7 protein-coding genes and 1 pseudogene are annotated in these 7822 nt (G+C 70.7%); 3 read left to right on the top strand and 5 right to left on the bottom strand.

Features of this window, described 5'->3' with window-relative positions:
- Positions 1-418 (bottom strand): dihydrofolate reductase family protein (locus tag ABR571_RS13955; RefSeq protein WP_409453810.1); only part of this gene is annotated, 418 nt, incomplete at its 3' end.
- Between the two features lie 88 nt (positions 419-506).
- On the opposite strand from ABR571_RS13955, the gene ABR571_RS13960 reads away from it, so the two are divergent.
- A complete protein-coding gene (locus tag ABR571_RS13960) occupies positions 507-1400 on the top strand; it encodes a PAC2 family protein (protein ID WP_409453811.1) in 894 nt (297 codons plus the stop codon).
- 83 nt (positions 1401-1483) lie between these two features.
- Here ABR571_RS13960 and ABR571_RS13965 read toward each other — a convergent pair whose 3' ends face one another.
- On the bottom strand, positions 1484-2113 hold the full coding sequence (locus ABR571_RS13965) for an LUD domain-containing protein (protein ID WP_409453812.1): 630 nt from the start codon (positions 2111-2113) through the stop codon (positions 1484-1486).
- A 306-nt stretch (positions 2114-2419) separates the two neighbouring features.
- On the opposite strand from ABR571_RS13965, the gene ABR571_RS13970 reads away from it, so the two are divergent.
- Positions 2420-4564 carry a DEAD/DEAH box helicase gene (locus ABR571_RS13970; protein WP_409453813.1) on the top strand — a complete coding sequence of 715 codons (2145 nt, stop codon included), beginning with the start codon at positions 2420-2422 and terminating at the stop codon, positions 4562-4564.
- Here the strand turns inward: ABR571_RS13970 and ABR571_RS13975 are convergent.
- Positions 4546-4923: a DUF488 domain-containing protein gene (locus tag ABR571_RS13975; RefSeq protein ID WP_409453814.1), complete on the bottom strand. Its 378-nt coding sequence runs from the start codon at positions 4921-4923 to the stop codon at positions 4546-4548. The two genes, ABR571_RS13970 and ABR571_RS13975, sit on opposite strands and share 19 nt — an antisense overlap.
- Before the next feature lie 112 nt (positions 4924-5035).
- On the opposite strand from ABR571_RS13975, the gene ABR571_RS13980 reads away from it, so the two are divergent.
- Complete coding sequence (locus ABR571_RS13980) at positions 5036-6013, top strand: hypothetical protein (protein ID WP_409453815.1); 978 nt, start codon at positions 5036-5038, stop codon at positions 6011-6013.
- On the opposite strand, the gene ABR571_RS13985 is transcribed toward ABR571_RS13980, so the two are convergent.
- The gene (locus ABR571_RS13985) at positions 5988-7610 is read right to left on the bottom strand and encodes a thiamine pyrophosphate-binding protein (RefSeq protein ID WP_409453816.1); all 1623 of its coding nucleotides are present in this window, start codon (positions 7608-7610) and stop codon (positions 5988-5990) included. The two genes, ABR571_RS13980 and ABR571_RS13985, sit on opposite strands and share 26 nt — an antisense overlap.
- 5 nt (positions 7611-7615) lie before the next feature.
- A pseudogene (locus ABR571_RS13990) lies at positions 7616-7822 on the bottom strand (cyclase family protein); the annotation flags it as partial.

Here is a 7822-nt window from a genome sequence, read left to right on the forward strand (position 1 = left end):
ACATGCGCAGTTCGTCGACGAGGCCCAGCTCGATCGCGGCCGCGGCGAGCGTGGCACCGCCGATGGCCACGTCCTTGTCGGTGCCGGCCCGCGCCGCCGCGACCTCGGCAGGGACCGGCGCACGGGCGAGCCGGGCGTTGCCCGTGACAGTGGCGAGCGTGCGGCTGAAGACGACCTTCGGCAGCGCACACCACAGGTCGGCGAACGCGGTGCGCAGCTCGTCGGCCCGCAGAGACGGGTCGGTCTCCCACGGCAGCATCGTCTCGTACAGCCGCCGCCCGCACAGATAGGCACCGAGCTCGCCGACCTGCGCAGTGTGGAAACTGAACAAGTCGTCGCTGGGCACCGTCCAGGCGAAGTCGCCGTCGCGGTCGGCGATGAAGCCATCGACCGAGACGCCCATCGAGAAGATCAGCATTCCTGCCGGACGTTCACCCGAGATCTGCACCCGGCCAGTTCTACCCGACGGCAACCCCTCGCTTTTCGGGAAGGGCCAAGATGGACAGGTGACACTCGATCCCGAAGAACTCTTCGATCTCGACGCCGACCGCCCCGACCTGTCCGGTGCCGTCATGCTGCACATGCTCGACGGCTTCGTCGACGCGGGTGCAGCCGTGCGGCTCGTTCGGGCGAGCCTGCTCGCCAGTGACGCGCCGGTGGTCGCCCGCTTCGATGTCGACCAGCTCTACGACTACCGCGCGCGTCGTCCGGTTATGCGCTTCGACGTCGACCACTGGACCGACTACGAGACACCGCAGTTGGCGTTGCACCTGCTGCACGACACCGACGACGTTCCTTACCTGATCCTGGCCGGCCCGGAACCCGATACCCAGTGGGAGCGCTACACGGCCGCGGTCGCCTTGCTGGTCGAGCGGCTCGGTATCCGGCTGGTGATCGGGCTGGACGCGTTCCCGATGTCGGTGCCGCACAGCCGCCCGACACCGATCATCGTGCACGGTCCGCGCCGCGAGCTCTTCGCCGACTACCGCGCGTGGCTCGGCCAAATCATGGTTCCGGCCAGCGCCGGCCACCTCGTCGAATACCGCCTCGGCGCTGCCGGCATCGACGCGCTTGGCATCGCTGCACCGGTGCCGCCTTACCTCGCTCAGGCCGAGTACCCGGCGGCCGCGCTTGCGCTGCTGCGCGAGGTCGGAGCTCGCGCCGGCCTCCGCCTCGACACGACGGCCCTCGAGGAGGCCGAACGGGTGAACCGCACGGCGATCGACCGTGAGGTTGCCGCCTCGGCGGAGCTGCAGACGCTGGTCGCAGCCATCGAGCAGCAGTACGACGCGGCGGCCGCGGCGGCTCAGCTGGCGCTCGCCGAGGGCGACCTGCCGACGGCCGACGAACTGGGCGCCGAGCTGGAACGCTTCCTGGCCAACGAGACGCGCGGTGAGTGACGGAGACCGTCCGTAGCCAGCTGGTGGACGATCGGTGCCACGGCGATGAAGTCGTACCGTTGCGCCGCCGTAGTCGCTGCGGTTCAGAAGCCGACGGTTTCGCGGAGCAGCAGCACGGTGCCGCGGCCGGGATAGGGCTCGGCGTTGAGGATGAGCACCCGGTTGATCGCGCTCGGCGACCCGTATGCGGCCTGCGTGCGTGCGCTTTCCAACGGCAGGGCGTGCTCTTCGATGCGGCGCAGCGCCGTCCCGAGGTCGGGCACGACTTTCTGGGCGCCGATGACCCAGATGGCGCGTCCGGCGCCCCCCGCGTTCGCCGGAAGTTGGCTTCCGCTGCCCGAGGCGATCACGAGAGAGCCGGTCTCGGTGACCGCGGCGACGCTGCTGACGATGACGTCTGGGGTGGCCATCAAACGCCGCATCTCGTCGATCTGGGTCGCGCGGTCCATGGCCAGGACGCGAGGCCGGATCGCCTCGTACCGGCCGCTGGCGTTGATGTCCTCGCCGATCCCGGACAGCCGGAGCGTTTCGCTGGCTCCGGTGAAGACGCTCGCGCCCTCCGGAAGGAGTTCTCCGACGCGCCGGCGGCCTTCCGTTAGGTCGTCGAGTATCTCGACGGTGAAACCGTGCGCGGACAGGGCGGCGGCAGCGCGGTCCAGGCATTGCGCGCTCGCCGGTTCGGTGAACGACGGTGTCGGCATCGTGGCGGTCATGGCGTCTCCCGGGCGGATTGTCGATGTGGTTGAGAGGCGAGCAGGTCGCCTCGCCAGTCCGACACCACAGCCGCCCGCATTGTCAGGGCGGCGGCGCACCACACCACCTGGACCGGGCCGCGGTAGCATGGAAGGCGCACCGCCCTTCCAGTTCGGGACGGTGCTCGGCTTGCGATGACCTCCCGTATCCAGCGGCGTCTCCGAGCAGCCGCCCCGCGGCCTTCCCGGCGGACCTTGTCGTCCGGCTGCACAACGTGGGCGGCATTCCCGTCCGGCTCTCGTGCCGGGCGTGCAGAGGAGGAGTCTGTGGCTTCACCGGGCCGGCGCCAGACGGGCGCTCGCCGTGCCGCGTCGCGACCGCAGCGACGCCCTCCCGCATCGGGAGACGTCATTTCCATGCTCGCCCGCACCGTCCGTGAAGTGGAGGCGGCAGTCGAGCGTCGCCGCGTGACGCCCGCGGTTCGCACGAAATTCCAGGTCGTCGCCCTGCTCGTGCGCGAGGAACACGCCCGTGTCCGCGCCGACACCACGACGACCCAGGCCCAGCGTGCCGAGCAACTCAAGCGGCTGGACGGCATCGCGACGATCCTCGCCAAGACCGCTGTCCGCGACGCCGGGCTCCTCGCATTCCTCTCCGAAGACGCGGTCGTCTCGGACGCCGCCAAGTCGCTCAAGCGGGAGATGCTGAGGAAGGTGGGCATCGAGCCGCCGCCCGAGGAGACGCCGGCCGAGCCTGCAGCCGCATCCCCGGGCAGCGAGCGCCGCGTCGTGCCGCGGTCGGTCGTCTCCCGCCAGCTCACGACCGCCTTCCTCGCCCCCGACTTCTCGGCGGCCCGGCCGACCAAGGCCGTCCCGCGCCGCCTGGCGGGATGGGAACTGCTCATTCCGCTCCTCACCGCCTTCGAACGCGCGGACAGCGGTGCCCCGGCGTGCATGGCGCTGCCGCCGCCGACCAGCCTGCGCGCCTCCGGCAACCGGCGGCTCATGCCGCACCAGGCCCAGGTGGTCGCCGCTGCCGCGGCCGGCCACCGGACGTTCCTGCTCGCCGACGAACCGGGACTCGGCAAGACGGCGCAGGCGCTGCTCGCCGCTGAGGCCGCCAACGCGTATCCGCTGCTGGTTGTCGTACCGAGCGTCGTGAAGATCAACTGGGCGCGCGAGGTCGGCCTGTGGACGCCGAATCGCTCGGTCACCGTGGTCCACGGCAACGGCGACACCGTTGACGGCTTCGCCGACATCGTGGTGGTGAACTACGAGGTGCTGGACCGCCACGTGGGGTGGTTCGGCGATTTCGGGTTCCGCGGCATGGTCGTCGACGAAGCCCACTTCATCAAGAACAAGGCCTCCCAGCGCTCGCAGCACGTGCTGGATCTCTCGAAGCGCATCCGGTCGCGCACCACCCGGCCGTTGCTGATGGCCCTCACGGGCACGCCGCTGATCAACGACATCGACGACTTCCGTCCCATTTGGCAGTTCCTCGGCTGGATCAACGAGACCGAGCCGCTGGGCGAGCTGATGGACGCCCTCGAGGAGACCGGACTGACCCCCGCGGACCCCGGGTTCTACTCGGCTGCCCGCAAGTGCGTGATCGACCTCGGCATCGTCCGGCGCCGCAAGGTAGACGTGGCGGCCGACATTCCGGCCCGGCGCACCGCCGATCTGCCCGTCGAACTCGACGAGAAGGTCGGCCGGTCGATCCGGGCGGCCGAGCGCGACCTGGCCCGTCGCCTGGTGGCCCGCTACGAGACCGCGCTGGCCAAGCGCCACTCCGGCGCGGTCGACGGCATCGACCTCGACCTGGTGCGCAAGGTGGCCAGCGCGGAGCAGAAGGACGCGACCAAGACGCGCACCGGCGAGAACGTGTTCAGCATGATGCGGCGCATCGGCCAGGCGAAGGCCGGGCTGGCCGCCGACTACGCGGCCCAGCTGGCGCGCAGTGCCGGCAAGGTCGTCTTCTTCGCCAAGCACGTGGATGTCATGGACGTCGCCGAGGCGGCCTTCGCCAGACAGGGCATCCGCTACTCCTCGATCCGGGGCGACCAGACGCCGTCGTCGCGGCAGAAGAACATCGACGCCTTCGTGAACGATCCCGACGTCGCCATCGCCGTCTGCTCACTCACTGCTGCCGGCGTGGGCCTCAACCTGCAGGTCGCGTCCAACATCGTGCTGGCCGAGCTGTCCTGGACCGACGCGGAGCAGACGCAAGCGATCGACCGCAGCCACCGCATCGGTCAGACCGAACCCGTCACCGCATGGCGCATCATTGCCGCGCAGACGATCGACAGCCGGATCGCCGCACTCATCGACAGCAAGGCGGGACTTGCCGCCAGAGCGTTGGACGGATCGGACGAGGACGTGTGGTCGTCGGCCGACGTGCAGCACGAGGCGCTGGTGGCCCTGCTCACCGACGCGCTGACCGCGTCGTCAAGCGCTCAGGGTATCGGCGTCTGACCGGCCTCGATGTGCCGGGCCAGCACAGGGGCATGGCTCAGCGTCAGGTCAGTCGCGGCGGTGAGCAGGGTCAACGGATGTCCCTGGGCGAGCTCCTTCAGCTCGGCCAACGCGTCCGCACGGTCGGCGTCGCGCAGCTCGGCCTCGTAGCGGGCGATGAATTCTGCACGCCGGCCCGGGTCGTGCCCGAACCACTTGCGCAGTTCGGTCGACGGCGCCACTGAGCGGCACCACACGTCGAGCGCCGCCGCCGCCTTGGTCAGGCCGCGCGGCCACAACCGGTCGACCAGCACTCGCGTCCCGTCGGCCGCCGACGGTGGGTCGTAGACGCGGCCCACCCGCACCGTCGGAGTCGTCACCGGCTCATCGTGCTCTCGTCCCGCGGTGCTAGGGAACGACCTCGCCGAGGCTGTCGAACGCCGCGCGAATGGCCGTGCGGCCTTGTCGGAGATGCCGATTACCGTGCGTTTCATGGGCGTCTACGACTGGCTTCTGGATTCCGACCCCGCGTTGCGCTGGCAGGTGCTGCACGATCTCGACGGCGACCCGCCGGGCGCTGTGGCGGCCGAGCGGGCGAGGGTTGCCACGGACGGCTGGGGCGCACGACTGTTGGCCGAGCGCGGCGCCGACGGGCAGTGGGCAGGCGGTGCCTGCTTCCCGGCCGACTTCCGTGGTGACTTCTCCGCTGGGCAGCCCTGGACATCGACCTTTCCCACGCTGACGTTGTTGCGCGACTTCGGCGTCGACCCCTCCGCCGCGCCGGTGCGCGAGACCGTCGCGCTCGTCGCCGAGAACTGCCGGTGGGAGCACGACCAGCAGCCATTCTTCGCCGGCGAGGTGGAGCCCTGCATCAACGGCCGCACGGTGGCGGTCGGCGCCTACTTCGGCATGGACGTGGACGGCATCGTGGACCGGCTGCTCGGTGAACAGCTCGACGACGGCGGCTGGAACTGCGAGACCGAGAACGGCTCGGTCCGCTCGTCCTTCGCCACCACCCTGTGCGTGCTCGACGGCCTGCTCGAGCACGAGCGAGCGGCCGGTGGCTCGCCGGCGCAGGCCGCCGCGCGTCGTCGGGGTGAGGAATACCTACTGGAGCGCCACCTGTTCCGCCGGCTGAGCACGGGGGAGGTGGCCGACCCGGCGTGGCTGCAGTTCTCGTTCCCGACCTGGTGGCACTACGACGTGCTGCGGGCTCTGGACTACTTCCGCATCGCCCAAGCCGCGACCGATCCGCGGGTGGCCGAGGCGATCCAGCTGCTCCGATCGAAGCAGCAGGACGACGGCACGTGGCTGCTCGAGAACACCCACCCCGGCGCGGTGCACTTCGCGATGGAGGACGGCGACGGTCAGCCGAGCCGGTGGAACACGCTGCGCGCGCTTCGCGTGCTCAAGTGGCACGACGGCAGCGTGGCTGCGGACTCGGTCAGTGGCCGCGGAACGCATCCTTGAGCCACCACGACCCGCCGTCGTCGACGATCTTGGCGTCGACAAGCAGGGGCCGCGAACGAGCGCCCGCCAGCCAGCTGGCGACGGCGTCCAGATCGCCCGAGCCGCGCACGGTCACGCCGTCCAGCCCGAAGCCGCGGGCGGTCGACGCGAGGTCGGTCTCCGGGAAGCGAACGGTGCCCAGATCGTGCCCGTCCGGGCCGAAGTGGTGCACCTCGGCGCCGTAGGCGTCGTCGTTGTAGACCACGACGATCATGTTCAGCCCGAGGCGGGCGACGGTATCCAGCTCGGCGATGCTCATCGCCGCCCCACCATCACCCAGCGCGGCGACCGTCAGCCGGGCGGGCTGGGCGATCGCCGCCCCGACAGCGCTGGCCAGCCCCAGGCCGATCGACTGGAACGCCTGCGTGAAGCAGAACCCCAGCTCGTCGGGCACGGAGAGAAACATGCTCGGATAGCCCATGAAGTTGCCCGAGTCGACGCAGACCGTGCGTTCGGCCGGCAACAGGTCGTCCAGCGCGATAGTCAGGGTGCGCGGGTCGATCCGGTCGGCCGTGGACGCGTCGTCGAAGGGCACGTCGCGCCAGCTGCACTCCGCGGCGATCCGCCGGCTCACCTGATCGGTGCGGTAGCGCACACCGCCCGCCACAGTGACGGCCGTAGCGGTCGCGGCCACGTCGCCCGCGACGCCGAGATCGATCGCGCGGTGCCGGCCGAGAGCGTCGTCGTGGATGTCCACCTGGACGACGGTCGTGCCGGGCGCCACCAGCTCTCCGTGGCGCATCGTCCACATGTTGAGGGCGCACCCCCACCCGACGATCACGTCGGCTCCGCGGATCAGTTCCGCCGCCAAGGGCGATGCGAAGCCACCCGAGACGTCCAGCGACCACGGATCGTCGTGGAACAGGCCTTTTGCGGCGGCGCTGGTCGCCAGCAGCGCCCCGCAGCGCTGCGCCAGCGACTGGATCGCGTCGCGCGCCGCCGGCGAGCGAGCGCCGCGCCCGGCGATGAACACCGGCCGCTCGGACGCGGTGAGTGCGGCGGCCAATCGGGCGAGGGCGTCGGGGGACACCGGGGGAGGAGTCGACTCGGGCGGTACGGGCACCGTCCAACCGGTCAATTCTTCGGCCTGGGCGGCCAGTGGCAGGTTCAGCACCACCGTCCGGCGATCGTCGACGGCACGGCGATAGGCGGCGACCGCCGTCTCGACGGCATCGGCGGCGGACGTCACCCGCATCGACACCGCGCCCACTGACCGGGCCAGGGCGTCCTGGTCGACGTAGAAGTTCGACCTCGGATCGTTCGCCTCGGCGGCCAGCACGATCATCGGTGTGCGGCTCTTGGCCGCTTCGGTGATGCCGGTCATGGCATTGGTCAGCCCGCAGCCCTGGTGAACGCTCACCGCGGCGACCTGGCCGGCGACCCGGCCGTAGGCGTCGGCCATCGTGGCCGCCCCACTCTCGTGTCGGGCCGCGACGAAGGCGGCGCCGGCGTCGATGAGGGCGTTGGTGACATGGAAGTTGCCCGACCCGACGACGCCGAACACCTGCCGGACACCCAGGTCGGCGAGGATCCGGCCGGTCGCCGCGCCGACCTGCATGCTGATCAGAGCTCGACGAGGGCGAGCACCCGCGCGGGGCTGCCCGACCCGTTGACGATGCGCAGCGGGGACGCGATGAGCACCGCACCCGTCGGTGGCAGCCGATCGAGGTTGCGCAGCTGGGTGAGGCCGTACTTGCCGGCGCCGTGCATGAACGAGTGGCAGGGGAACATCGGGTCGAAACCCGCGGCGGCGCCGGCGTCGCTGCCGAC

The sequence above is a fragment of the Jatrophihabitans sp. genome, from assembly GCF_046262535.1.
Lineage (GTDB): Bacteria > Actinomycetota > Actinomycetes > Mycobacteriales > Jatrophihabitantaceae > Jatrophihabitans.

Coding starts and splice junctions, on each gene's coding strand:
- ABR571_RS13965 (WP_409453812.1), bottom strand. CDS start 2,113: ATGACCGCCACGATGCCGACACCGTCGTTCACCGAACCGGCGAGCGCG.
- ABR571_RS13985 (WP_409453816.1), bottom strand. CDS start 7,610: ATGCAGGTCGGCGCGGCGACCGGCCGGATCCTCGCCGACCTGGGTGTC.
- ABR571_RS13980 (WP_409453815.1), top strand. CDS start 5,036: ATGGGCGTCTACGACTGGCTTCTGGATTCCGACCCCGCGTTGCGCTGG.